21 protein-coding genes are annotated in these 21,663 nt (G+C 72.1%); 9 read left to right on the top strand and 12 right to left on the bottom strand.

Annotated elements, in window-relative coordinates:
- The 4 genes from ACFTZL_RS18745 to ACFTZL_RS18730 form a co-directional block, all read right to left on the bottom strand.
- The coding region (locus ACFTZL_RS18745) for a response regulator transcription factor (protein ID WP_382583682.1) at nucleotides 1–196 on the bottom strand (196 nt) is incomplete at its 3' end.
- A complete protein-coding gene (locus tag ACFTZL_RS18740; RefSeq protein ID WP_382583679.1) occupies nucleotides 193–1,413 on the bottom strand; it encodes a sensor histidine kinase in 1,221 nt (406 codons plus the stop codon). The genes ACFTZL_RS18740 and ACFTZL_RS18745, both read right to left, overlap by 4 nt.
- Nucleotides 1,414–1,489: 76 nt before the next feature.
- Nucleotides 1,490–1,768, bottom strand: coding sequence for a hypothetical protein (locus ACFTZL_RS18735; protein WP_382583677.1), 279 nt, complete (start codon nucleotides 1,766–1,768; stop codon nucleotides 1,490–1,492).
- A 23-nt stretch (nucleotides 1,769–1,791) separates the two neighbouring features.
- Entirely contained in the window at nucleotides 1,792–2,598 is an 807-nt protein-coding gene (locus ACFTZL_RS18730) for a PspA/IM30 family protein (protein WP_382583674.1), read from the bottom strand.
- A 306-nt stretch (nucleotides 2,599–2,904) separates the two neighbouring features.
- On the opposite strand from ACFTZL_RS18730, the gene ACFTZL_RS18725 reads away from it, so the two are divergent.
- Together ACFTZL_RS18725 and ACFTZL_RS18720 are read left to right on the top strand one after the other, a co-directional pair.
- Nucleotides 2,905–3,504 carry a DUF3043 domain-containing protein gene (locus ACFTZL_RS18725; protein WP_382583671.1) on the top strand — a complete coding sequence of 200 codons (600 nt, stop codon included), beginning with the start codon at nucleotides 2,905–2,907 and terminating at the stop codon, nucleotides 3,502–3,504.
- 80 nt (nucleotides 3,505–3,584) lie between these two features.
- Nucleotides 3,585–4,289, top strand: coding sequence for a class I SAM-dependent methyltransferase (locus ACFTZL_RS18720; protein WP_382583685.1), 705 nt, complete (start codon nucleotides 3,585–3,587; stop codon nucleotides 4,287–4,289).
- Between the two features lie 36 nt (nucleotides 4,290–4,325).
- On the opposite strand, the gene ACFTZL_RS18715 is transcribed toward ACFTZL_RS18720, so the two are convergent.
- Nucleotides 4,326–4,538, bottom strand: coding sequence for a hypothetical protein (locus ACFTZL_RS18715; protein WP_189724613.1), 213 nt, complete (start codon nucleotides 4,536–4,538; stop codon nucleotides 4,326–4,328).
- A gap of 221 nt (nucleotides 4,539–4,759) precedes the next feature.
- Between ACFTZL_RS18715 and ACFTZL_RS18710 the strand changes: the two genes are divergently transcribed.
- A complete protein-coding gene (locus ACFTZL_RS18710; protein WP_382583667.1) occupies nucleotides 4,760–5,959 on the top strand; it encodes a bifunctional adenosylcobinamide kinase/adenosylcobinamide-phosphate guanylyltransferase in 1,200 nt (399 codons plus the stop codon).
- Between the two features lie 172 nt (nucleotides 5,960–6,131).
- On the opposite strand, the gene ACFTZL_RS18705 is transcribed toward ACFTZL_RS18710, so the two are convergent.
- Entirely contained in the window at nucleotides 6,132–7,169 is a 1,038-nt protein-coding gene (locus tag ACFTZL_RS18705) for a class I SAM-dependent methyltransferase (protein WP_382583664.1), read from the bottom strand.
- Between the two features lie 156 nt (nucleotides 7,170–7,325).
- Here ACFTZL_RS18705 and cobT point away from each other — a divergent pair, with 156 nt between their 5' ends.
- Together cobT and ACFTZL_RS18695 are read left to right on the top strand one after the other, a co-directional pair.
- Nucleotides 7,326–8,426 (top strand): nicotinate-nucleotide--dimethylbenzimidazole phosphoribosyltransferase, encoded by a 1,101-nt coding sequence (gene cobT, locus ACFTZL_RS18700; protein ID WP_382583661.1) that lies wholly within the window; start codon nucleotides 7,326–7,328, stop codon nucleotides 8,424–8,426.
- Between the two features lie 140 nt (nucleotides 8,427–8,566).
- Entirely contained in the window at nucleotides 8,567–9,265 is a 699-nt protein-coding gene (locus ACFTZL_RS18695) for a hypothetical protein (protein WP_382583658.1), read from the top strand.
- Here the strand turns inward: ACFTZL_RS18695 and ACFTZL_RS18690 are convergent.
- Nucleotides 9,205–9,969 carry a hypothetical protein gene (locus ACFTZL_RS18690; RefSeq protein ID WP_382583655.1) on the bottom strand — a complete coding sequence of 255 codons (765 nt, stop codon included), beginning with the start codon at nucleotides 9,967–9,969 and terminating at the stop codon, nucleotides 9,205–9,207. The genes ACFTZL_RS18695 and ACFTZL_RS18690 overlap by 61 nt on opposite strands.
- 60 nt (nucleotides 9,970–10,029) lie before the next feature.
- On the opposite strand from ACFTZL_RS18690, the gene ACFTZL_RS18685 reads away from it, so the two are divergent.
- Together ACFTZL_RS18685 and ACFTZL_RS18680 are read left to right on the top strand one after the other, a co-directional pair.
- Nucleotides 10,030–10,812, top strand: coding sequence for an adenosylcobinamide-GDP ribazoletransferase (locus tag ACFTZL_RS18685; protein ID WP_382583652.1), 783 nt, complete (start codon nucleotides 10,030–10,032; stop codon nucleotides 10,810–10,812).
- A gap of 83 nt (nucleotides 10,813–10,895) precedes the next feature.
- The gene (locus tag ACFTZL_RS18680) at nucleotides 10,896–11,501 is read left to right on the top strand and encodes an RDD family protein (protein WP_382583649.1); all 606 of its coding nucleotides are present in this window, start codon (nucleotides 10,896–10,898) and stop codon (nucleotides 11,499–11,501) included.
- On the opposite strand, the gene ACFTZL_RS18675 is transcribed toward ACFTZL_RS18680, so the two are convergent.
- The 5 genes from ACFTZL_RS18675 to ACFTZL_RS18655 form a co-directional block, all read right to left on the bottom strand.
- The gene (locus tag ACFTZL_RS18675; protein WP_382583647.1) at nucleotides 11,461–12,243 is read right to left on the bottom strand and encodes an endo alpha-1,4 polygalactosaminidase; all 783 of its coding nucleotides are present in this window, start codon (nucleotides 12,241–12,243) and stop codon (nucleotides 11,461–11,463) included. The two genes, ACFTZL_RS18680 and ACFTZL_RS18675, sit on opposite strands and share 41 nt — an antisense overlap.
- Nucleotides 12,240–12,899, bottom strand: a complete 660-nt coding sequence (locus tag ACFTZL_RS18670) for a spherulation-specific family 4 protein (protein WP_382583644.1) — start codon at nucleotides 12,897–12,899, stop codon at nucleotides 12,240–12,242. Before ACFTZL_RS18670 ends, ACFTZL_RS18675 begins: the two co-directional genes overlap by 4 nt.
- Complete coding sequence (locus tag ACFTZL_RS18665; RefSeq protein ID WP_382583642.1) at nucleotides 12,896–14,413, bottom strand: hypothetical protein; 1,518 nt, start codon at nucleotides 14,411–14,413, stop codon at nucleotides 12,896–12,898. Before ACFTZL_RS18665 ends, ACFTZL_RS18670 begins: the two co-directional genes overlap by 4 nt.
- Complete coding sequence (gene pelF, locus ACFTZL_RS18660; protein ID WP_382583641.1) at nucleotides 14,410–15,933, bottom strand: GT4 family glycosyltransferase PelF; 1,524 nt, start codon at nucleotides 15,931–15,933, stop codon at nucleotides 14,410–14,412. The genes ACFTZL_RS18665 and pelF overlap by 4 nt, the downstream gene beginning before the upstream one ends.
- A gap of 101 nt (nucleotides 15,934–16,034) precedes the next feature.
- Nucleotides 16,035–18,068 carry a hypothetical protein gene (locus tag ACFTZL_RS18655; protein ID WP_382583639.1) on the bottom strand — a complete coding sequence of 678 codons (2,034 nt, stop codon included), beginning with the start codon at nucleotides 18,066–18,068 and terminating at the stop codon, nucleotides 16,035–16,037.
- A gap of 355 nt (nucleotides 18,069–18,423) precedes the next feature.
- Here ACFTZL_RS18655 and ACFTZL_RS18650 point away from each other — a divergent pair, with 355 nt between their 5' ends.
- Nucleotides 18,424–19,950 (top strand): leucyl aminopeptidase, encoded by a 1,527-nt coding sequence (locus tag ACFTZL_RS18650; RefSeq protein ID WP_382583636.1) that lies wholly within the window; start codon nucleotides 18,424–18,426, stop codon nucleotides 19,948–19,950.
- A gap of 233 nt (nucleotides 19,951–20,183) precedes the next feature.
- Complete coding sequence (lpdA, locus tag ACFTZL_RS18645) at nucleotides 20,184–21,572, top strand: dihydrolipoyl dehydrogenase (RefSeq protein WP_382583633.1); 1,389 nt, start codon at nucleotides 20,184–20,186, stop codon at nucleotides 21,570–21,572.
- The last annotated feature ends 91 nt before the right edge of the window (nucleotides 21,573–21,663 follow it).

Below are 21,663 nucleotides of genomic sequence, written 5' to 3'. Positions count from 1 at the left end.
CGGCGAGACCGTCGGTGCCGGGCATCCGGATGTCCATGAGGACGACGTCGGCGTGCTGCTCCTTCGTCATCCGCACCGCTTCCGCGCCGTCGGACGCCTCCCCCACCACCTCCATGTCGGGCTCGGAGTCGACGAGCACACGGAAGGCGCTGCGCAGCAGCGCCTGGTCGTCGGCGAGCAGGACACGGATGGTCATGCGGGGTCCTCCCCGGTCGGTGTGCGGTTCTTGACCGGCAGGATCGCATGGACGCGGAAGCCGCCGCCGTAGCGGGGACCGGTGGTGAGGGTGCCGCGCAGGGCGGTGACGCGCTCCCGCATGCCGAGCAGGCCGTGTCCGCCGCCGCTGCCCGGGGCCGCGTCCTCGCCGCTGCCGTCGTCGAGCACGGTGATCTCGACGTTCGGTCCGACCCGTACGACGCTGACCTCGGCCTTGGCGTGCGGCCCGGCGTGCTTCTGCACGTTCGTCAGGGCCTCCTGGATGATCCGGTAGGCGGCCAGGTCGACGGCCGCGGGCAGGGCGGTGCCCTGGTCGGTGCGGGCGACCTCGACGCGCTGGCCGGCGTTGCGGAAGGTGCCGGCGAGTTCGTCGAGGCGGTCCAGGCCGGGGGCGGGTTCGGTGGGGGCCTCCGGGTCGCCGGACTGTCTGAGCAGGCCGACCGTGGCCCGGAGCTCGTTGAGGGCGGAGCGGCTGGCCTCCCGGACGTGGGAGAGGGCCTCCTTGGCCTGGTCGGGGCGTTTGTCCATGACGTGGGCGGCGACGCCGGCCTGGACGTTGACCAGGGCGATGTGGTGGGCGACGACGTCGTGCAGGTCCCGGGCGATGCGCAGGCGCTCCTCGGCGACCCGGCGGCGGGCCTCCTCCTCGCGGGTGCGTTCGGCGCGTTCGGCGCGTTCCCGGATGGCCTGGATGAAGGCGCGGCGGCTGCGGACGGCGTCGCCGGCGGTGGCGCCGATGCCGGCCCAGGCCACGATGCCGAGGTTCTCCTGCGCGTACCAGGGCAGAGGGCCGGCGGCCATGGCGGCGCCGGTCAGCACGGTCGTGGTGAGCAGGCCGACCCGCCAGGTGGTGGGGCGGTCGGTGGTGGAGGCGACGGTGTACAGGGCGATGACGGCGGACATGGCGACGGGGGTGCGGGGGTCGCCGGTGACGGACTCCACGACGGAGACCGTGCCGGTGAGGACCAGGACCGTCATGGGGGCGCGGCGGCGGAAGACCAGGGCGGCGGCGCCGAGGACCATGAGGACGAGGCTGAGGGAGTCGGGGGTGCGCAGGACCCAGTTGACGGTGTCGCGGTGCCGGGGCTCCACGAAGGAGCCGGCGACCATACAGGCCAGGACACCTGCGGCCAGGACCGCGTCCACCGCCAGGGGATGCGCCTTGGCCTGGACTTTGGCCCTTTGGAGGGTGCTCACGGCTGATTACGGTAGCTGGGCGCGGTGTACGGGGATATGGGCGGTCGGGTGTGAGGTGCTCGGCGCGGGGGCCGGCTCACCCCGGGATCAGACCGTCGTCGCTCAGGAAGTCCCTGACCTCTTCCAGGGTCGCGTCCGGGGACGGGAGGATCAGTTCCGATGGTTCCAGGGAGTCGTCCGGGAGGGGCTCGCCGAGATCGCGGACCCTGGTCAGCAGGGCCTGGAGGGTGCGACGGAAGGCGGGACCGTCGCCGTTCTCCATTTCTGCCAGGAGCTCGTCGTCCAGCTTGTTCAGTTCGGTGAGGTGGCCGTCGGCCAGCCTCACCTGGCCCTCCCCCATGATCCGTACGATCATGTCGCCCTCCTAGGCGTGGGCCCCTACTGCTTGTCGAAGCGCGGGGTGTCCTGCGACTGCTGCTGCCCGTCCTGCTGCTGCGACTGGCTCGTGCCACCTTCGATGGCCTGCTTCCCGGCGGCCGGGCCCCCGGCCAGCTCCTGCTTCATCCGCTGCAGTTCCAGCTCTACATCCGTACCACCGGAGAGCCGGTCCAGCTCGGCCTGGATGTCGTCCTTGTGCATGCCGGTGGGGTCGTCCAGCGCACCGGAGGCGAGCAGCTCGTCGATCGCGCCGGCGCGGGCCTGGAGCTGGGCCGTCTTGTCCTCGGCGCGCTGGATCGCCAGGCCGACGTCGCCCATCTCCTCCGAGATGCCGGAGAAGGCCTCGCCGATCCGGGTCTGCGCCTGGGCCGCCGTGTACGTCGCCTTGATCGTCTCCTTCTTCGTACGGAAGGCGTCGACCTTGGCCTGGAGCCGCTGGGCCGCAAGGGTGAGCTTCTCCTCCTCGCCCTGGAGCGTCGCGTGCTGGGTCTCCAGGTCGGTCACCTGCTGCTGGAGGGCGGCCCGGCGGGACAGCGCTTCACGGGCCAGGTCCTCACGGCCCAGCGCGAGCGCCTTGCGGCCCTGGTCCTCCAGCGTGGAGGACTGCTTGTTCAGCTGGGCGAGCTGCAGCTCCAGGCGCTTGCGGCTGGTCGCCACGTCGGCGACGCCGCGGCGCACCTTCTGGAGCAGCTCAAGCTGCTTCTGGTACGAGTAATCGAGGGTCTCGCGCGGGTCCTCGGCCCGGTCAAGGGCCTTGTTCGCCTTCGCGCGGAAGATCATCCCCATACGCTTCATGACACCGCTCATGGGCTTCGCGCGCCCCCTTCTGACCGACTCCGGCTGCAGCTCCTGCGACAGAACCCACAGTACGGGCCCTGCATCCATTACCGCACTGTTCGGGGACGGATGCGCTCATCCCCAAGGACGACTGCGTGGGCTCCCGCTCCGGCGTAGGGAGTAGGTGATCCCCGGGGTTACCGGAGGCGTACATCCCGGGGAACGACCGGAGCCGTACACAACGTCCCCTCTGTCCCCATACAGACGACTGGTGTTGCCGGATCGTTCCCCACGGGACTGGGGTCCATGCCCGGGAAGCCCTTACCCTTGGGTTTTGTGTTCCGTAGCCGTGCGAAGGATGAGAAGGCCCAGGCCGCCGACAAGGCGCCCGTGACCGACTCCAGTCAGCCCCGTCACCCCGAGGCCCGCAAGGGCCGTCCCACGCCCAAGCGCAGCGCGGCCCAGTCGCAGCGCCGCAGCGTGGCCAACACGTCGACGACGCGCAAGGAGGCCGCCAAGCGACAGCGCGCGGAGCGCCGTACCGCGATGGAGCGCCAGCGCCAGGCGCTGGCCAGCGGCGACGAGCGGTATCTGCCCGCCCGCGACAAGGGACCGGTCCGCCGGTTCGCGCGCGACTTCGTCGACTCGCGGTTCAACATCGCGGAGTTCTTCCTGCCGATGGCCGTGGTCATCCTCGTCCTGAGCATGGTGCGCGTGGCGTCGCTGCAGAACGTCGCGCTGCTGCTGTGGCTCGTGGTGATCGTGATGATCGTGCTCGACTCGTTCGTCTCCGCCTTCCGCCTGAAGAAGCAGCTCGCCGAGCGGTTCGCCGGCGAGAACAAGCGTGGCGCGGTCGCCTACGCCCTGATGCGCTCTCTCCAGATGCGTCGGCTCCGGCTGCCGAAGCCGCAGGTCAAGCGCGGAGAGCGGCCCTGACCACGACGCCGTTTTCCGAGAGCGCGGCGGATGCCTGGGTGACCGGACTCGGCGGGCTGCGCGATGTGGTCCGGCAGGAGCTGGTCGCCCGGCAACTGGACGAGCAGATATCCGGGCGGTTCCCGGTCGGGCAGCGGCTGCGGGTGCTCGACGTGGGCATGGGCCAGGGCACGCAGGCGCTGCGGCTGGCCCGGGCCGGGCACCAGGTGACCGGTCTGGAGCAGGACCCCAAGATGGTCGCCGTGGCCCGGGAGTCCCTCACGGGGGAACCCGAGGGCATCCGGAAGCGGATGCGGATCATCGAGGGCGACGGCCGGGACACCGGTGTGCACTTCCTGCCGGGCGCCTTCGACGTGGTCCTGTGTCATGGCGTGCTCATGTACGTGGAGGAGCCCGACCCGCTGCTGGCGGGTCTCGCCCGGATGCTCGCGCACGGCGGACTGCTGTCCCTGCTCGTGCGCAACGGGGACGCGCTCGCACTGCGGCCGGGACTGTCCGGCGCCTGGGCCGACGCGCTGACCGCCTTCGACACGACCGCTTATCGCAACCGGCTGGGGCTCGACGTACGGGCCGACCGGCTGAAGGATCTGACCTCGACGCTCGCGGGCATCGGGGCGCCGCTGCACGCCTGGTACGGGGTGCGCGTGTTCACGGACACGGCGGCGGACGGCGCGGAGGTCCCGGGCGACGTCCAGACGCTGCTCGCGGTGGAGGAGAGGGCCGGACGGACCGATCCGTACCGCGGGGTGGCTGCGCTGCTTCACCTGTGCGGGGTAAGGGGCTGACGAGGAGGGCGAGGGCCGTCGGCCCCCGCCCCGGGCTCACGCCTCGGCCGCGTGCAGGCTCATCGGCCCGTAGATCTCCGTGGCGTCCTCGAACAGCCGCACCTGGTCGGCACCGCCTTCCTGCAGGGCCTTCCAGTGCTCCCCGATCCAGGACTCGGCATCCCCCTGGGTGGGGAAATCCTCCGGCGGCACCGCGGGCTGGACCTCAGTCCCGTCGGTCTTCTCGAACCGCCACGTCCATGCCGCCATGTACGCCTCCCATGTGTGAGCACACTGCACAGCAGGAGCCGGATCTTGGTCCGGCTCCTGTGTCGAGCCTAAGCGTTTCGCCGGGTGGGGCGTTATAGGCGTTGCGGGAGTGCGGGTTGTTGGGCGTGTGCGGGTTGTGGTGGGCTGGTCGCGCAGTTCCCCGCGCCCCTTTAGGGCAGTCTCGTCACGCATGACGCATTGCCACGGGTGAGAATCGGGGCGTGGAACTCACTCTGCTTGGTACCGGCGCTCCTGCGGGGCTCCCCCGTCCCGATTGTCCCTGTGCGGCTTGTGCGGCTGCTCTCGGGCCGGATTCTCGGGCGGCCACCGCGCTGCTCTTGGACGGGGCGCTGCTGCTCGACCTGACGCCCGGAGCGGCGTTCGCGGCGGCTCGGGCGGGGCGTTCGCTGACCGGCGTGCGGCAGGTGCTGTTGTCGCATCCGCACGACGGGCCCGCGGTCGAGGTGCCGGCCGGGGTGCCGCAGCCCGGACGGGTGCCGGACAGGCAGGAGTTGACGCTGCTGACGGGACACCGGGTGCGGGCGGTGGCGATGGACGCGCCGGGCACGGGGTACGCGGTGACCGGGCCGGAGGGGCAGCGGCTGCTGTATCTGCCGCCGGGCGGGGCGCCGGCGGGGCTGGCGGAACCGGCCGAGCCGTACGACATGGTCCTCGCGGATGTCACGGGGCGGCCGGACGCGCTGGCGAAGCTGCGGGCGGTGGGGGCGGTGGGGCCGACGACCGATGTGGTCGCCGTCCATCTGGACCACGACGTGCCGCCGGGCCCGGAGCTCGGACGGCGGCTCGCGGCGGCCGGGGCGCGGGCGGTGCCGGACGGGGCGACGCTGGCGGTGGGGGCGTACGAGGACGTGCCGGACGTACCGCGGCGCACGCTGGTGCTGGGCGGGGCGCGGTCGGGCAAGTCGGTGGAGGCCGAGCGCCGGCTGGAAGCCTTTCCCGACGTGCTGTACGTGGCGACGGGCGGGTCGCGCAACGGGGACACCGAGTGGTCGGTGCGGGTGGCCGCGCATCGGGAGCGGCGGCCGGGGTCGTGGCAGACGGTGGAGACCTGCGATCTGGTGCCGCTGCTGGCGCAGGAAGGGCCCCCGGTGCTGGTCGACTGTCTGTCGTTGTGGCTGACGGATGCGATGGACTCCGTCGGGGCGTGGGACGACGCGGTGTGGGCGGAGCGGGGGGAGAAGGCGCTGCGGGAGCGGGTGCGGGAGTTGACGGAGGCGGTGCGTTCGAGTCGGCGGGCCGTTGTCGCCGTGTCGAACGAGGTGGGGTCGGGGATTGTGCCGGCGACCGCGTCGGGGCGGCGGTACCGGGATGAACTCGGGCGGCTGAACGCGGGGTTCGCGGAGCAGTGTGAGCAGGTGCTGTTGGTGGTGGCGGGGCAGGCGTTGGTGCTGCGGGGGTGACCGGTGCTGTAGATGGGGGGCTGAGGCGGGGTGGGTGCGCAGCTCGGCGCGACGAGGTGCCTCCCCCACTCTCGGCTTCGCTCGAGCGGGGGGACCCCCACCGCCCACCCGTGCCGCCCTGGGGGCACCTCCCAGGCCCTTAAGGCACTGGGGGAGGCACGCATGCCCGCAGCTACGTGTGTTTGTGGGCGATCAGGCGGTACGTGTTCGCCAAGCGTGTGCGGCGGGCGATCGGGGCCAGTAGGTGGTCCGCCAGTGACGCCACGCCCACCAGTGGGAGGCCCGCTCGTAGGAGGACCTCCCGGGCGTGGCGCCGGAAGGGGGGCGGGGGGATGGCTCGCCATGGTGTGTCCGGGGCCGGGAGGGCGTGGGAGAGAGCCAGGGACGTCGCGCCGGAGAGGTCGTGGGGGATGTGGGTGGGGCGGTGGTCGAGGGTGAGGACCGTGCAGCCGGTCGTCTCCAGTTCGGCTCGGAGGTTGCGCGGCGGGAGCAGGTGGAGGTGGCGGGGCTGGTCGTAGGGGAGCCACCAGCGGCCCAGGAGCGCGGCGAAGACGCTGCGGGGGTCGAGGGTCTCGATGAGCAGGTGGCCGCCGGGGCGCAGGACGTGGAGGGCGGCGTGGAGTTCCGCGCGGGGGTCGGGGGCGCCCTCCAGGTGGTGGAGCATGCTGACCACGTCGTAGCGGGCGCGCAGCGGGCCGGAGATCCGGGGGTCCGACAGACGGCCGACGTGGGCCTCCTCGACGCGTTCGGCCGAGACGGCCCGGACCACGCTCGGGGTGTCGTCCAGGCCGTCGAATGAGGTGTACGGGAAGAACTCCTGAGCCGTCGCCGGGAAGCGCGCGTGGCCCGTTCCCACGTCCAGCCAGCTCTCGGGCTCCCCGAACGGCCGCATGGCCAGGGCGGCCGACCGGTGGCGGTGCTGGCCGGCGCGCAGTGCGACGAGGGCGTCGGCCGTGGGGTCCCTGGGCGCTCCGCACACGGTCCGTCGGTAGTGGGCGAGGCCCTCGGCCGTGAGGCGGGGGTTCTGGAAGGTGTGGCCGCAGTCGCGGCAGTCGTCGACGGTGAAGTTGCCCGGCCTGTACTGCCGCAGGTCACCGGTGCGCAGCCGGTTGCGCAGCCGGCCGGAGCCGCACCAGGGGCAGTCCTCGCGGCGCGGTTCGTGGACCGGCGCGGTCGCCTGGGGGACGGAGGGGGCGGGAAGTTCGGGCATGGGCGGCTCCCGGGCGCGAGACGTACGGCAGGGACGTACGACAATCCGCTGCAAACGGGAACGTATGGGATGCCGATCTTGGGTGCAACGACGTCGCCGTGACGGAGTCGCGATGTGGCGCCGTGCTGTTCGATCAGGGCCGGTACTGTTCGGCGAATGAGCTCGCTTAATCTCGACGACTTCACCGATCTGATCGAGCGTCCGGACGGCGGGGTCCGCCGTGACGCCGAGGCGCGCCGGGAGCGGCAGATCGTGCCGCCAGGATCGCTGGGCCGCCTCGACGACCTGGGTGAGTGGCTGGCGGCGGCGCAGTCCGCGGTGCCGGTGCGGCCGGTCGAACGGCCGCGGGTGGTGCTCTTCGCCGCTGACCACGGCGTCGCCGAGCTGGGCGTCTCGGCCCGGCCTGCGGCCGGTGCCGGGGAGTTGGTGCGCGAGGTGCTGGAAGGCGGCAGGCCCGTCTCGGTGCTGGCGCGGCGGCTCGGCGTGCCGGTGCGGATCGTCGACATGGGCCTGGACTGCGATCCCGAGGCCCTGCCCGAGGACGTCGTCCGGCATCGGGTGCGGCGCGGCAGCGGGCGGATCGACATCGAGGACGCGCTGACCCTGGAGGAGGCCGAGGCGGCGTTCCGGGCCGGGGTCGCGGTGGCCGACGAGGAGGCCGACTCCGGTACGGATCTGGTGGTGCTCGGCGATGTGAGCGTCGGCGGGACGACGGCCGCGGGCGTGCTGGTCGCGGCGCTGTGCGGGGTCGACGCGTCGGTCGTCACCGGGCGCGGCGGGCTGGCGATCGACGACCTGGCCTGGATGCGCAAGTGCGCGGCGATCCGTGACGCGCTGCGCCGGGCCCGGCCGGTGCTCGGGGACCAGTTGCAGTTGCTGGCGACGGTCGGCGGGGCCGATCTCGCGGCGATGACGGGCTTCCTGCTGCAGAGCGCCGTGCGCAAGCTGCCGGTGGTGCTCGACGGGGTCGTGACGGCCGCGTGCGCGCTGGTCGGGCAGCGGATCGCGTTCCGGGCACCGGACTGGTGGCTGGCCGCGCACGACAGCGGCGAGCCCGGGCAGGCGAAGGCGCTGGACCGGATGGCCCTGGAGCCGCTGCTGACCCAGGGCGTGACCGTCGGCGAGGGCGCGGGCGGGCTGCTGGCGCTCCCCTTGGTGCAGGCCGCCGCGGCACTGGCGGCGGAGCTGCCCGAGAAGCCGAAGGAGTCGGAGAAGCCGGAGGTCACGGAGGACTCCGAGGTTCCCTCGGAGGAGTAGCAACCGGGAGATCCAGGTCACGCACACCTGGCTCAACTTCGTCCCGTTCCGGTCGGTCTTCGCGTGTGGTGTCGGTTTGACTGAGCCACAGGCACCGCGCACACCCGCTGCCGCACCGGCCCACGGACGAGGACGACCCGATGACCACGCTCGCCCGCTGGGCCCGCGCCGAATGGGGGCGGCTGTACGCCGCGGTGCGCGGGCCGCTGCGGGAGCGGCACCTGCGCGCGGTGCCGATGGCGGCCGGGGCCGTGTGCCTGACGTCCGTGCTGCACTTCGTGCACAACCAGTCGTGGGGCTACCGGTTCGTACAGGACATCGGTGCCGTGCGGGCCGAGGACCCGCTGTGGCTCGCGCTGCTGCGGACGCCGCTGTCGCTGTTCGTGCCCGCTCTGGATCTGCCGGTGTGGGGTGCGCTGGCGCAGATCCTGCTGGTGTTCGGTATCGCGGAGCTCTGCCTGGGATGGCGGCGGGCCCTGTTCATCGCCTACCTCGCGACCCTCGCGGGCACGCTCTACGCCCGCCTGGGCATCTGGCTGGGCCCGGACTCCCCGCTGGGCCTGCCCGCCTCGGACGCGCGGGTCGTGGACACCGGGCCGTCGGCGGCGGTGGTGGGTCTTGCCGTCTACCTGGGGCTGCGCTATCGCGCGTATGCCACGGCGGCGGTGGTGATCGTGGCCATGGTGGCCGAGGTCGCCGTGAAGGAGAACCTCGCGGGCAAGGAGCATCTGGCGGCGATCGCGGCCGTGCTGGTGCTGTGCGCGGCCGGTGCACTGCGTCAGCGGTGTTCGAGGGACCGGACGGGCTCGGAGTCGGGCGCGCCGCCGATCCAGTCCTGAAATCTGCGCCGGGGGCCCACCCAGCGGCGGTCGTGGTGGTAGGCCCGCAGGCCGGATTTCGCACGGGCGCGGGGGCGGTTCCGGTAGAACCGCTTGGCCCACGGCGAGGTGGGGCGGGCCAGCCGTACGGCGCCGATCAGGGCGACGAGGGGGATGATCACGCCCAGGACGGCGATGCGGACCTTGCCCTTGAACAGGGCGATGAGGGCGAACCCGAAGTTCACGACGACGTTCCCGAGGACGACGGCGCGGTTCTGCTGCTGGTCCTCGGAGAGGTCGTTGACGCCCAGCGGCGAGAAGCCGAGCAGGAGCAGGCCCACGAGGGAGGCGGTGAGGACGACCATCTCGACGCTCTTGCGGCCGTCCGGGGTCCAGTAGACGTCGGCGAGGTGCAGGACCAGGGCGAACTCGTCGAGGACGAGTCCCGCCCCGATGCCGAAGAGCACCGCGGCCAGGCACGAGCCGAAGCCGTGCTGGCCGCCGGCGACCGCGCCGAAGCCGCCGATGATCGTCAGGATGACGCCGGGGACCACGTGGTGGACGTGGACACCGCCACTGCTGCTGATGTTCCGGAAGGGGCCCTTGCCCGCCCGGATGAGGCGGGTGATGCCCCGGGTGATCACGAAGGTCAGCACGAAGGAGATGAGAGCGAGAAGCAGCGGCAGCTTGCCGGGTTCCATGATGTTCCGCTCGAACCATCCCATATGCGAACTTTATCCTCGGCCGCCGTGCCCGCTCTCCTGACCGGCCGGTAGCCTGCGCCGGTGCCCAGAACCTCGCCCCTCGACGGTCTCCGCTTCGCCTTCGGCACCCTCACCGTGATCCCGGTCCGGGTGACCCGGTGGGACCGTCAGGCCGCGCGAGGCGGCATGCTCTGCGCTCCGCTCGCGGGGCTGACCGTCGGCGTGGCCGCCGCCGCCGTCGGGCTGGTGCTGCTGTTCCTCGGGGCGGGCGGACTGCTCGCCGCCGCGGCCACCGCCGCCGTACCGGCCCTGCTGACCCGGGGTCTGCATCTTGACGGGCTCGCGGACACCGCCGACGGGCTGGGCAGCGGGAAGCCCGCCGAGGACGCGCTGCGGATCATGAAGCAGTCGGACATCGGGCCGTTCGGGGTCATCGCCCTCGTCTTCGTCCTGCTCGCGCAGGTCGCCGCCCTCGCCCAGGCCTACGACGCCTCCTGGGCCCGGGGCGCGTTCGCCGCGGTCGTCTCCGCGACTCTCGCCCGGCTGGCCCTGACCCTGGCGGCCCGGGCCGGGGTCCCGGCGGCCCGGCCGGAGGGGCTGGGGGCGGCGGTCGCGGGCGTGGTGCCCCTGCGCGGGGCGCTGCTCACCGCCGTCGCCGTCTCGGGGGCGGCGGCAGCGGGCAGCGCCTTCTGGGGGCCGTACGACGTGGTCCGGACCGTGTGCGCGGTCGTCCTCTCCCTGGCCGCCGCCGAAGCGCTGCTGCGGCACTGCACGCGCCGCTTCGGCGGGGTCACCGGGGATGTGTTCGGCGGGCTCGCGGAGACGGCGGCGACGACGGCGCTGGTCGTTCTGTCACTGGGCTGAAACGATCTCCTCGTCCCCCTCCTGCCCCGGCCGCCCGGCCGCTAGCTTCATCCCCCGAACACACAAGTGATCGGGGGATGTTCATGCCGAAGCTGCGCCGTGCCGTGGCCTGGTCTGTCGACTTCGCACTGGTGGTGGCGCTGGCCTCGGCGCTCGCCGTGCTCACCTTCCACCGGATCTCCGCGCTCGTCACCGACGTGCCCGAACTCGCCACCCGCGGCGGCCTGGACCTGCTGACCTCGCGCGGCGATGTGCTCGACGCCTCCGAGGACCTGGGGCTCTCGCTGTGGAACAAGTCGGTGCTCTACGTCGAGCAGGCCTTCGGGCTGCTGGTGCTGACGGTGTTCCTCTACCAGTGGGTGTGCCTGGCGCTGGCCGGGCGCACGGTCGGCAAGGCCCTGGTCGGGCTGAAGGTCACCCCGAGCCGCCCGCGCCGGGCCGCGCGGCGGGCAGCCGTCACCACCGCCGCGGACGTCGCCGTGTACGCGGTGGCCTGCGTGCTGCTGGTCGAGGGCCAGGTCGTGCTGTCGGTGCTGGTGTGGGCGGTCGCGGTGGTGCTGTTCCTGCTGAACGCGCTGCCGGTCCTCTCCCCCGGCCGGCGTTCCCTCGCCGACCGGGTGGCGGGCACGGCGGTCTCCGGCGTCGGGCTCAGCAGGCCTGTCGCCACACCCCTAGTTCGTACTTCTTGAGCAGCGAACTGAGCTTCAGGCGGCGGGACTCGGCGCAGAAGCGGCGGGTGGGCACCTCGTACTCGACGTGGAAGACGGCCTTGCCCGCGTCGACGAACGGCTTCAGGGCCGCGCACTCGCCGTACTGGGCGCACTGTTCGTTGACCGCGAAGTCGAAGTCCCCGACCAGCTCGGGGATCTGGTCCAGGTCGTTCTTCAGGCCGACGGCCAGGCCCCGGTCGTGGGCCAGGCGGGCGATGAGGCGGTTGTAGCGGAGCTGGTCGGCGGCCTTCAGCGGGAAGCCCGTCTCGTTGCGGTAGCCGTCCATGTTGTCGGGCTCCACCGCGTCGAAGCCCTTGTCGCGGCACATGTCGATCCGGGCCGCCATGAGGGGCTCCAGGACGTCGGTGCGGCGGATGTCCAGCCAGCGTTCGCCCTTCCAGCCGTTGCCGCGCCCGAGGACGGCCTTCGGGAACTTCCCGGCGTCCGGGCGGAACTCCTCCCAGGCGCCGGTGGACAGATAGCAGATGACCTTGCGGTCCTCGCGGTGCAGGCGCGTGACGGTGGCCTCGGAGTGGTCGAAGCCGTCGATGTCGTAGACCGGCACGTCGACGGAGGTGTCCAGGCGCCCGCTGAGCTGCCACTGCCAGGCGGTGCCCGGCCGGGGCTGCCAGCGCGGGCCTGGTTTGCCGTCAGTCTCCTTCTGGGTGCAGCCGGCGAGCAGCAGGACGAGCAGGGCGACGAGCAAGGACGTGCGTCTCACGGGGTGTTCTCCGGGTTGTGCAGGGTGTACGGCAGTGTGCCCCAAGGATGATCGCCGGTGCCGGGCACCGCACAATGCACCGCCGCGCCCCGTGCCCTGGCCAGGCCCTCCGGATCGGCATCGGGCGGCACGTCGTACACCAGGTGGCACAGCCGGACGTCGCTGCCGCCGGGCCACGGCTCGGGGCGCAGCGCGCGGTACGACGCCCAGGTGCCCTCGAAGGTGACGAGGACGTCGGCGATGCGGGCGTAGCAGGGGTGCGGTGCCGTGCCGTGGTTGAGGGCGAGGGTGCCGCAGCCGACGCCCCAGGCGGCCACCGCCAGTCGCTGGTAGTACTCGAACTGCTCGGGCCCGGAGGGGACCTGGTCGAGGAAGGCGCCGTCGGTGCCGTACCAGTCGCGGTGCCGGGTGAGGTCGCGGACGACGTCGGTGGTGGCGCGACGGCCGTAGCCGGTGTCGGCGTACCCGAGGACCCGGACGCCCGCGCCCCGCAGCCGGGCGGCGACCTCGGCGAAGGCCGTGTCGGGGCGGTCGCCGGGCCCGCTGGCCGGGTTGAGGACCACCCCGTAGAGGCGGGGCGCGGCGGCCACGATCGCCTCCCATTCGGCGGGGCGTACGGACGGGTGCTCGTAGTACGGGACCAGGAGAGTGCTCATCGGTGGGCTGTTGCCCTCCCCAGCAGGGCGCACACCAGGGCGCCTTGGACGACGGCCGCCGTGCCGTACACGGCCAGGCCCGCCTGGTGCGGGTCCCCGGTGTGCGTGACGAGGAGCAGGGTCTGGGCGAGGGCGGCGGCGCAGCACACCGCCGTCGCGCCGGTCACCGCGCCGAACGACTGGAGCAGCAGGCCCGTCCACAGCACCACGCCCAGCAGGAGCAGCCCGGCCGGCCGGACGCCGCCGGGGACCGGGGAGTGCGGCCACAGGGCGGAGGCGGCGAGGCTCAGGACGAGCAGGGCGGCGAGGTAGGCGGCCAGGCACTGGACGACGGTGAGGACGGTGGTGCGCCGGAAGGCCCCGGCGGTGCCGCTGGAGCGCAGCGCGGCGAGGCTGTCGCTGCGGAATCGATACAGCAGCCACTCCGCGGGGCCCATGCTGAGGGTGAGCGCCACGGCGGCAGGGGCCGCGACCGCGCTGCCGGTCTCACCGGCGAGGACGTCGCCGAGTGCCGCGTACAGCACGAGGACGCCGGTGGCGAGCCCGAACAGGGCGTACGGCAGGGAGCCCGTGAGCCGGGGCCCGGCGGGGCGCCCGGGCGCGGGTGCGGTGCCGAACGCGCCGAAGGGCAGCAGGGCGACGAGGCCCACGGTCCAGCGGCCCTCGCCCGGTTCCTTGAGGGCGGGTGCCACTTCGCGCACGGCGAGGGCCGCGACCGCCGTGAGTGAGCCCAGCAGCAGGACCGGGCTCGCGGCCTCGGGCAGCGGGCCGGCCAGGGACAGGACCGCGCCCGCCGCCATCGGCGCGAGGGCGGCCAGCAGGAGCCGTTCGCGGCCCATCACCAGCAGGACGGTCGCCGCCGCCAGATAGCAGGACTGCCCGGCGGCGAAGGCGACCGCGGCCGGGGCGGCGCCGGCGGCACAGGCCAGGGCGACCACGGAGCCGAGGAGGGCGCCGGCCGGGGCGCCGAGCAGCAGGGCGCGCCGGGCGGCCGTCCGGTCGCCCAGCCCCAGCCATGCGTACGCCCGGTGGGCGAGGCCCTGGTTCCACGTCCAGCCGCACAGGGCGCCGGCGAGCAGCGGGACCGTGCCCGCGGGGAGGCCGAAGTCGTCGTCGCCGGCGAACAGGGGTGCGCCCAGGACGTAGGCGAGGCCGGGCAGGGCGAAGACGACGCCGCGCAGCAGACAGCCGAGCAGGCCGGTCTGCCAGGGGTCGGGTAACGGGCCGTCGGGCTCGGGGTAGCGGCGTTCGACGCTTTCGTAGAGGGTCTCGGCGAGCGCGAAGGAGTTCTTGACGCCGTACCGCTCGCGTATCTGGTCGTCGGAGAGGCCGTCGGACTCCAGCAGGGCGGCGATCTCGTCCGGGTGGACGGCCGCGGCGATGAAGTCCTCCAGACGGGCGGCGAGTTCGTCGACCGGGTCGGGCCGGGCCCAGCTCGGCGTGGCGCGCTGCCGGGGGATGTAGGGCAGGGTGTCCGGGCGGGAGCCCGGGGGGAGCCAGACGCTTCCGCTCACCAGCCGGCCCCGTCCGTCGCCACGGCCGCGTACCAGGGGTCGCGCAGCTCCAGGGTCCAGTCGGCGACCGTCTCCAGGGTGGGCTCGTACACCTCGTCCTCGCCCGCGAGTTCCTTGTAGACGGTGCGGAAGGCGTCCACCGAGCGGCGCAGCGTGAACCGGTCGATGACGCGCTGACGCGACAACTCGCCCAGTTCGAGACGCCTTTGGTCGTCCTTGAGCAGGGTCAGGGCGGCTGCGGCCATCTTCTCCGGCTCGCGCGGGGGTACGACCAGACCCGTGTCGCCGACGGCCTCGCACACCCCGCCGACATCCGTCGACACCGTCGTACGGCCGCAGGACATGGCCTCGATGATGGAGAACGGGAAGCCCTCGGAGATCGACGACAGCATGACGAGATGCCCGGCCGCGTAGGCCCGCCAGACCTCGGTGATACGGCCCTCGAAGGTCAGGCCGTCGGTGACGCCCAGTTCGGCGGCGAGCTTCTCCAGCCGCGTCAGGTAGGCCTCGCCGCCGGGCGGGACCGGGCCGAAGAGCCTGAGCCGGGTCGCGGGCATCTCGGCGCGCACCATCGCGTAGGCCCGGATCAGGGTCTCCAGGTCCTTGATCGGGTCGATCCGGCCGCACCAGGAGAGGGTGGGGACCTCGGGCTCGGGGCCGGCGTGCGGGAAGGCGGCCGGGTCGACGCCGTTGTAGACGGTGCGGATCTTGCCGGCGTCGGCGCCGCCGCGTTCCTCCCAGCGGCGGTTGTACTGGTTGCACGGGGTGATCAGATCGGCGGCGCGGTAGCCGTACGAGTTGAGCTCGCGGTAGAAGCCGAGCATGAACGCCTTCACGGGCCAGCGCTGGGCGTCGCGGCGGTAGCCGAGGTAGCGCTCGCGCAGATAGATGCCGTGCTCGGTGAGCAGAAACGGTACGCCGTCCAGGTGGCGGGCGGCGAGCGCGGGCAGGGTCGCGAGGCCGCTGCTGACGGCGTGTGCGACGGAGTCCTCCGGGATGCGGACGCCGAGCGGGCGCAGGGCGTGTTCCAGCAGGTCGGTCGCGGTCAGGGCGTCGTGCACGGTGGGCCGTGCGGCGGCGGTCGGCAGATGCGGCATCGTCCAGATCCACATCAGCGACCGCAGCGCCGACTCGGTGCGCAGCGCGGCCGACAGGCGTCCGTCCCGGGCGAGTTCGGCCAGCTCGTTCAGGCACGTGCCGAAGTCGGTGGGCGAGCCGGGGTCTAGGAAGGAGAGCAGGAAGCGCTCGTGGATGTCGGTGAAGCGGCGGCGGGCCTTGCCGTAGGGGGGCCTGCTGCGGCCGGGGCGCGGGCCCCAGGTGGGGACCGAGGTGTGTGCGTAGACGTTGGACGGCAGGTCCCAGGTGACGGGTTCGCGGCCGCTGCCGGTGAGGGAGACGATGTGGAAGTCGACCTCCGGCATGCCCTTGACGAGTTGGTCGCACCAGGTGCTGACGCCGCCGTGGACGTGTGGGTAGGTGCCTTCTGTGAGCATCGAGACATGACGGCCTGTTCGCCTCATGCGTGATTCCCCCTTGTGATGCGGAATTTGTGCGGGGAGCTGCTGCCCGGATGCCGAGTGACGGCTTGTCGTGGGCTGGTCGCGCAGTTCCCCGCGCCCCTTTACGGGAGCCTCAGCGTGAGCGCCGATTGGAGTGCTGCCGGGCCGGTCCACGCCGAGCGGGATCCCGCGTACGGGGTGCCGAAGGTGGTGGTGCCCAGCAGGAGTTGCTTTTTGGTTCCCTCCGGGGCGGTCACCGGGATCTGGGTTCCGGACGGGGCGGTGACGGTGACGGTGGTGCCGATGCGGTACGCCGTCACGCGTCCGTTCGTCAGGGCGGTCTGCCAGGCGGCGCGGCGCTGCACCTCGGTGCCGATGGCGCTGTGCCGGGGGTTCTCCAGCGGGGTGTCGTCGGCGAACAGCGCCCGGTAGTCGGCGAGCACCTTCTCCATGACCGGGTAGAGCAGCCGGTCCTCGGCCAGGTTGGACTGGTGCGCGTAGTGCGGCCGGGGGTCGCCCGCGAGGGCGTGTCCGAGGGCGGTGCGCGCCTCCTGCGGGACGATGTGCTCGGCGTAGCCGGTGGTGGTGTCGAGCGGCTCGTCCAGACAGGTCGAGGTGGGGTTGTCCTCGCAGACGCCGCTGCCGCCGTCGCCGCGCGAGGTGTAGATCCAGTTGTACTCGTCGGCCATCTCGGCCGCCGTGCCCACGTTGTAGTACACGTTCATCGGGTGGCGCGGGACGGTCAGCGCGTTGCCGATCGCCCGCTGCTCGGGCTCGCGGGAGTTGTCCGAGGCGATCCACTTGACGCCGGTGTCGGCGAGGGCACCGGCCAGGTTGGGGTTGTCGGCGGGCTGCTGGGGCAGCGTCTTCAGGCCCGAGTGCTCACCGGTGACCAGTTCGGCGCGGTCGACCGGGAGGCCCTTGCTCACGGCCCAGTTGTGGTTGTCGCGGATCTGCGCGGCGATCTCGGCGCGGCCCATGTACCGGGTCGAGCCGTCCGCGTTCTTCGCGCAGCTCCACGGCACGCTCGAGGTGTCCTGGACGCAGCCGAGGAACGGGTGCGTGTAGGTGTGGTTGACCCAGCGGTACTGGGCCTTGTCGGCGACCAGCCGGTCGGCGAGGGCGTCGGTGCCGCCGTGCTCGGACTTCCACTCCTCGCCGGAGCCGGCGTTGTAGACCATGTCCATGGTGAAGCCGTGCTCGCGCTGCCACTGGGCGGCGTAGGCGGCGTCGTCCGCGGTCATGCGGATCGGCGTGGTGCCCTCGCCGTCGCCGCCCGCGCAGTCGAAGTCGCCCGGGGTGCAGTCGCGTTCGGTGTCCCAGCGGCTGTCCGGGGCGAACACGTCGTCGACGTGCACGGCGAAGGAGTTGCGGGTCTGCCCCAGGTGCACGCCCTGGGTGAGCCACTCGACGATGCCCCGGGCCAGCAGCCGGAACTGCTGCTGGTTGCCGTTGTACGCGAAGGTCACGACGAGTTCGCGGCGGCCGTCATGGGCGTACTCGCCGACGAGGCTGCCGCGGCCGGTGCCGCCGGGCACGGGGATGTCGACGTAGCTGGTGAAGCCGGCGCGGGGCCGGGCGACATAGCCATAACTCTCCTGCACATCCGGCGCGTTGTCCTCGAACCGGAAAGCGCCCTCGAGGTAGCCGAACCGGCCTGCCTTCCCGGCCGCGGTGACGGATGCCTCGCGTCCGTCGAGGGTGCCTGCCCAGCCGCCCTCGCTGGTGTAGTCGAGGCCGACCTCCGGGTGTGCCCAGGTGTAGGCGTCGACCTGGGGGATGCCGTACGTCCGCTCGTACGCCTCCAGGGCGCTCTGCTCGGCTGAGCCCGCGCCGAACGGGGCCTCGTTCGGCAGGACGACGCCCTGGTACTTGGCGCGGGGCCTGCCGTTCACCGTGTCGCTCAGGAACGACTCGGTGATCTCCGGGCGGCCGGAGTCGTCCAGGTCGACGGTGGTGTACGGGACGCCCGTGCTCCTGAGCTGGGCGGTGACGGCCTTGACGGGGCTGTCGCCGTTGTCCACCACGAGCACCTTGAGATCGATGCGCGGTTCCTCCGCTGCCGCCGCCCCGGGCGCCACCGCGCCGGCCGTGATCATGCCTGCCGCCGTCATCGCCGCGGCCGTGTTTCTCCACCTGCGCGCACGCTGCGCCATGGTTCCTCCCCCAGAAGATCCCAGAGCTCCTCTTGCGGTCGAACAGAGGCCGAACAGAGGAGGATCAGTGAAAATCATGCAAAGCGGGGAGCGGCACTCTCACCGGATCCGAGCGAGTGTGACTGAGTTCACCGCCATGGAGGATCAAGAAATGGCTACTACGCGACCGACAGGTGAACACCCGCAGTAATGAGCGAACGCGGCCACGCGCGTAGTCTCGTCGTCGAGTGTTCGCCGCACCGGGGAAGGCCCCGTGGATACCGGACCCTGACGTCGGAATAGGGTCGGCTCGGGCCCGGTCGACCCACACCGTTCGACCATCGCAACTTCACATCGGAAGCGAGATTTCACCACCGTGACTGCTCTCACTCTCAGCACCGCCGCGGCGCCCGGTCTGCGGGCCGACGCGATCGTGATCGGTGTCGCCAAGGGTGCCAAGGGGCCGGTCGTCGCACCGGGCGCCGAGGCCGTGGACAAGGCGTACGACGGCAAGCTCGCCGGCGTCCTGGAGACTCTCGGCGCCTCCGGTGCCGAGGGCGAGACGACGAAGCTGCCGGCACCGTCCGGCTTCAAGGCACCGCTCGTACTGGCGGTGGGCCTGGGCGCGGTACCCGAGAAGGACGCCGACTACGGCACCGAGGCCCTGCGCAAGGCCGCCGGCGTCGCCGCCCGTGCCCTGGCCGGGACCAAGAAGGCCGCCTTCGCCCTGCCCCTGGCGGACGCCGCCGACGCCGGCGCGATCGGCGAGGGCGCGCTGCTCGGCGCGTACTCCTTCGACGCCTACAAGGACAACGGCAAGGACGCCAAGGCGAAGAACGGCAAGGGCCCTCTCGCCGAGGTCGCCCTGCTCGGCGGCAAGCCCCGCGACAAGGCGTACAAGGCGGCGATCGAGCGTGCCGCCGCCGTGTCCGAGGAGCTCAACCGCGCCCGCGACCTGATCAACACCCCGCCGAACGACCTGAACCCCGAGGCGTTCGCCGCGGTCGCGCAGGCCGCGGCCAAGGAGCACGGCATCAAGGTGCAGGTGCTCGACGTGAAGGCCCTGGAGAAGGGCGGCTACGGCGGCATCCTCGGCGTCGGGGCCGGCTCGGCGGCGGGACCGCGCCTGGTGAAGCTGTCCTACACCTCCTCGAAGGCGAAGAAGCACCTCGCCTTCGTCGGCAAGGGCATCACCTACGACTCGGGCGGCATCTCGCTCAAGCCGGCCGGTCACAACGAGACGATGAAGTGCGACATGAGCGGCGCGGCCACCGTGTTCGCCGCGGTCGTCGCCGCCGCCCGGCTGGGCCTGGAGGTCAACGTCACCGGCTGGCTCGCCCTGGCCGAGAACATGCCCTCCGGCTCCGCGACCCGTCCGGGTGACGTGCTGCGGATGTACAGCGGCAGGACGGTGGAGGTGCTCAACACCGACGCCGAGGGCCGCCTGGTGCTGGCCGACGCCCTGTGGGCGGCCTCCCAGGAGAACCCGGACGCGATCGTCGACGTGGCGACGCTGACCGGGGCGATGGTCTTGGCGCTGGGCAACCGGACGTTCGGGATCATGGGCAACGACGACGCGTTCCGCTCCGCGGTGCACGAGGCCGCCGAGGAGGTCGGGGAGCCGGCGTGGCCGATGCCGCTGCCGGAGCACCTGCGCAAGGGGATGGACTCTCCCACGGCCGACATCGCGAACATGGGCGAGCGGATGGGCGGCGGGCTGGTCGCCGGTCTGTTCCTGCGCGAGTTCGTGGGCGAGGGGATCACTTGGGCGCACCTCGACATCGCGGGGCCGGCGTTCAATGAGGGCGGGCCTTTCGGGTACACGCCGAAGGGCGGCACCGGGACGGCCGTGCGCACGCTGGTGCGGCTGGCCGAGCTGACGGCCGCGGGCGACCTGGGCTGAGTCACCGGGTGCGGGGCGTGGGGGCCGGTCGTTCGGTTCCCCGCGCCCCGCAGGTCGGACAACGTGGGGCGTCTCACACAGCAGCCCGGCGTCTCTTTGTGTGTCGACAAGTGCGAAGATGGGGCTCGGCAGGACAGGGCCCCACCGAAGGGCCGAAGAACGAGCGGCCGGACACCAGCCGCCTGCCGGTCAGTGAAGACCGGCGTACGGCGCACATGCATGGAGGACGTGACGTGGCGAACGACGCCAGCACCGTTTTCGACCTAGTGATCCTCGGCGGTGGCAGCGGTGGTTACGCCGCGGCCCTGCGCGGGGCGCAGCTGGGCCTGGACGTCGCCCTGATCGAGAAGGACAAGGTCGGCGGCACCTGCCTGCACCGGGGATGCATCCCCACCAAGGCTCTGCTGCACGCGGGCGAGATCGCCGACCAGGCCCGCGAGAGCGAGCAGTTCGGTGTGAAGGCCAGCTTCGAGGGCATCGACATCGCCGGCGTCCACAAGTACAAGGACGGCGTGATCTCCGGCCTGTACAAGGGTCTGCAGGGCCTGGTCGCCTCCCGCAAGGTGACGTACATCGAGGGCGAGGGCAAGCTGTCCTCCCCGACCTCCGTCGATGTGAACGGCCAGCGCGTCCAGGGCCGTCACGTGCTGCTCGCGACCGGCTCCGTGCCGAAGTCGCTGCCCGGCCTGGAGATCGACGGCAACCGCATCATCTCCTCCGACCACGCCCTCGTCCTGGACCGTGTGCCGAAGTCGGCCATCGTCCTCGGCGGCGGTGTCATCGGCGTCGAGTTCGCCTCCGCCTGGAAGTCCTTCGGTGCGGACGTCACGGTCATCGAGGGCCTGAAGCACCTCGTGCCGGTCGAGGACGAGAACTCGTCCAAGCTGCTCGAGCGCGCCTTCCGCAAGCGCGGCATCAAGTTCAACCTGGGCACGTTCTTCGAGAAGGCCGAGTACACCCAGGACGGTGTCAAGGTCACCCTCGCCGACGGCAAGGAGTTCGAGGCCGAGGTCCTGCTGGTCGCCGTCGGCCGCGGCCCGGTCTCCGCCGGGCTCGGTTACGAGGAGCAGGGCGTCGCCATCGACCGCGGCTACGTGCTGGTCGACGAGTACATGCGCACCAACGTCCCGACCATCTCCGCCGTCGGTGACCTGGTCCCGACCCTCCAGCTCGCGCACGTCGGCTTCGCCGAGGGCATCCTGGTGGCGGAGCGTCTGGCCGGTCTGAAGACCGTTCCGATCGACTACGACGGTGTCCCGCGGGTGACGTACTGCCACCCGGAGGTCGCCTCCGTCGGTATCACCGAGGCCAAGGCCAAGGAGATCTACGGCGCGGACAAGGTCGTCGCTCTGAAGTACAACCTCGCGGGCAACGGCAAGAGCAAGATCCTGAACACCACGGGCGAGATCAAGCTCGTCCAGGTCAAGGACGGTGCCGTGGTCGGCGTCCACATGGTCGGCGACCGCATGGGCGAGCAGGTCGGCGAAGCCCAGCTGATCTACAACTGGGAGGCGCTGCCCGCCGAGGTCGCGCAGCTCGTCCACGCCCACCCGACGCAGAACGAGGCGCTCGGCGAGGCCCACCTGGCCCTGGCCGGCAAGCCCCTCCACTCGCACGACTGACCCCTCGGTCGAGAAGCGACGACACAGACTTCCGCACTTTCCGTAAGGAGCAACCGAAACCATGGCGGTTTCCGTAACCCTTCCGGCGCTC

The organism is Streptomyces sp. NPDC056948 (genome assembly GCF_042674225.1).
Classification (GTDB): Bacteria; Actinomycetota; Actinomycetes; order Streptomycetales; family Streptomycetaceae; genus Streptomyces; species Streptomyces purpurascens.
This window is presented reverse-complemented; position numbering and strand designations above follow the sequence as displayed.

Coding starts and splice junctions, on each gene's coding strand:
- ACFTZL_RS18735 (WP_382583677.1), bottom strand. CDS start 1,768: ATGATCGTACGGATCATGGGGGAGGGCCAGGTGAGGCTGGCCGACGGC.
- ACFTZL_RS18730 (WP_382583674.1), bottom strand. CDS start 2,598: ATGAGCGGTGTCATGAAGCGTATGGGGATGATCTTCCGCGCGAAGGCG.
- ACFTZL_RS18715 (WP_189724613.1), bottom strand. CDS start 4,538: ATGGCGGCATGGACGTGGCGGTTCGAGAAGACCGACGGGACTGAGGTC.
- ACFTZL_RS18705 (WP_382583664.1), bottom strand. CDS start 7,169: ATGCCCGAACTTCCCGCCCCCTCCGTCCCCCAGGCGACCGCGCCGGTC.
- cobT (WP_382583661.1), top strand. CDS start 7,326: ATGAGCTCGCTTAATCTCGACGACTTCACCGATCTGATCGAGCGTCCG.
- ACFTZL_RS18695 (WP_382583658.1), top strand. CDS start 8,567: ATGACCACGCTCGCCCGCTGGGCCCGCGCCGAATGGGGGCGGCTGTAC.
- ACFTZL_RS18690 (WP_382583655.1), bottom strand. CDS start 9,969: ATGGGATGGTTCGAGCGGAACATCATGGAACCCGGCAAGCTGCCGCTG.
- ACFTZL_RS18680 (WP_382583649.1), top strand. CDS start 10,896: ATGCCGAAGCTGCGCCGTGCCGTGGCCTGGTCTGTCGACTTCGCACTG.
- ACFTZL_RS18670 (WP_382583644.1), bottom strand. CDS start 12,899: ATGAGCACTCTCCTGGTCCCGTACTACGAGCACCCGTCCGTACGCCCC.
- pelF (WP_382583641.1), bottom strand. CDS start 15,933: ATGAGGCGAACAGGCCGTCATGTCTCGATGCTCACAGAAGGCACCTAC.
- ACFTZL_RS18655 (WP_382583639.1), bottom strand. CDS start 18,068: ATGGCGCAGCGTGCGCGCAGGTGGAGAAACACGGCCGCGGCGATGACG.